Annotated in this window: 2 protein-coding genes; both read right to left on the bottom strand. The window is 69.5% G+C overall.

The features are described from left to right. Positions 1-175: 175 nt before the first annotated feature. On the bottom strand, positions 176-1,129 hold the full coding sequence (locus tag VGB60_RS05525; RefSeq protein ID WP_331037266.1) for a hypothetical protein: 954 nt from the start codon (positions 1,127-1,129) through the stop codon (positions 176-178). 90 nt (positions 1,130-1,219) lie between these two features. Continuing rightward, positions 1,220-1,507, bottom strand: a complete 288-nt coding sequence (locus VGB60_RS05520; protein WP_331037265.1) for a hypothetical protein — start codon at positions 1,505-1,507, stop codon at positions 1,220-1,222. Between the last annotated feature and the right edge of the window lie 93 nt (positions 1,508-1,600).

The raw sequence follows: 1,600 nt of genomic DNA, 5'->3' as shown, positions 1-1,600 counted from the left end.
CCCTTGCACTGGCGCAGGGCGGAGGCGAATTCATCGCCATGTTCAAGCTCGGCGGCGCGCGCCGCGCTGTCGATGGCGATCGCTTCCGCCGCGGCTTCGACCGCTTCCTGATGAACCTCCTGGATCTCGCTCGGCGTCAGGCGCTCTGGGCTGGAAGGCTGGTTCATGTGACGCTTCACCCTAAGAGATCGTCGGTATCGGGGACGGCCGCCCCGGGCATGGCGAGGAGCGTATCGGCCGCATCGTCATCGTCCGGATCGGCGTCCGGTGCTGGATCGGCGGCGAGCGTGTCGATGAACTGGACCAACGGGTCGCCGCCGGCGGGCGCGGGCTCGCTGCCCGCCTCTCGCACGTCGAGCACGTCGGACACCGAAACCAGGCTGACGAGGGTGGCGATGCCGCCGGCGGGATCGGAGCCGAGCAGGTCCTGCACGCCGTCGTCGACCGGGCCGATCGGATCGGCGGGGGCGACCGTCGCAACGACATCGGCGACGGCGGCTTGCGCGGGGGCGAGGGGAACGGCTTCGAGCAGCGGCTGCGCGGCGCCTACAGTCGATGAAAGGGTTTCGGCGGCGGCTTCGACAGCGGCAGGCGCGGCCTGCAGCGTTTCAGCCAAAGCCGGCGTCGCCTCTGCCACGGCGGCGGCGGGCGAGGCGGCGAGGGCTTCCGCCGCTGCGGCAGGCGCGATCACGGAGGTCACGGCACCGGCCGGCGCGGCGTCCGCCTGGGCTGGCGCGACGGGTGCCGTGGCCTGGGCCAGCGCAGGCGCGAGGGGCGGCGCGGCGGGCTGGGGCGTCAGCGATCCGGTGGAGGACGTGCCGTCAGCGAAGGGAGCGGGCGCGGGTGCCGCGACGAGGGCGGCCGGCTGGGGGGCTGCGAAGCTTCCCAGCGGCAGTGCGTCAGGGCTGGTTTCGAGCGGCGCGGCGGCCGGGGCGGGCGGGGCGTCCTGCGCATCGGGGGCACGCGCAGCAGCGGACTGTCCCTCCTGGGGGATGTCGGCGGCGGCGGGGTCGGCGGCGGAGTCGCGCGAAGAGGCGGGGTCGGGCTGCGCCCCGTAAAGGCTGAAATCGTTGCTGCCCGAACTGGACAGCATGCAATTATCGGGATGGATCAGGATCCGGTCGTCCATCGATCCAGCACCTTTGAATGGAAGGAGCCCTTTGCAAGGGAGAACAAGGGAGGAGGCGGACCGGGAAATCCCGGCCCGCCATCCAGCCGCTTAGTTGTCGAGCAGCTCGGTGTTGTCCGAGGAGCTCGCGCTGTCGGTCATGTTCTCGACCATGTTGTCGACGTCGGCGTCGCTGCCGAGATCCGTGCCGCCGGTGTCGGCGCCGGTGCTGTCATAGCTCTCGCCGCCATCTTCGTCGCGGCTGTAGCTTTCGTTCTGAACCGAGATGCCGTCGTTGCTGGCGTCGGCGCCGGCATCGGCATTCTGGTCAGTGTTGGTCTGCGAGGACTGGTTGCTTTCGTTGTCGTCGCTGCCAAAAACGTCGGAAAGACGGGCCATCTTATTTCTCCTAGTTCGGTCGTCGTTGCGACCTTGTTTTGACCCCTGCGAATACTTGCTCGTTTCGCAGGATCAGTGACAGAACGGGCCGGC

This window comes from Brevundimonas sp. (genome assembly GCF_036399195.1).
In the GTDB taxonomy this organism is placed as follows: Bacteria; Pseudomonadota; Alphaproteobacteria; order Caulobacterales; family Caulobacteraceae; genus Brevundimonas.
Note: the sequence above shows the minus strand (reverse complement) of the source record. Positions and strands in the feature narration are given on the sequence as shown.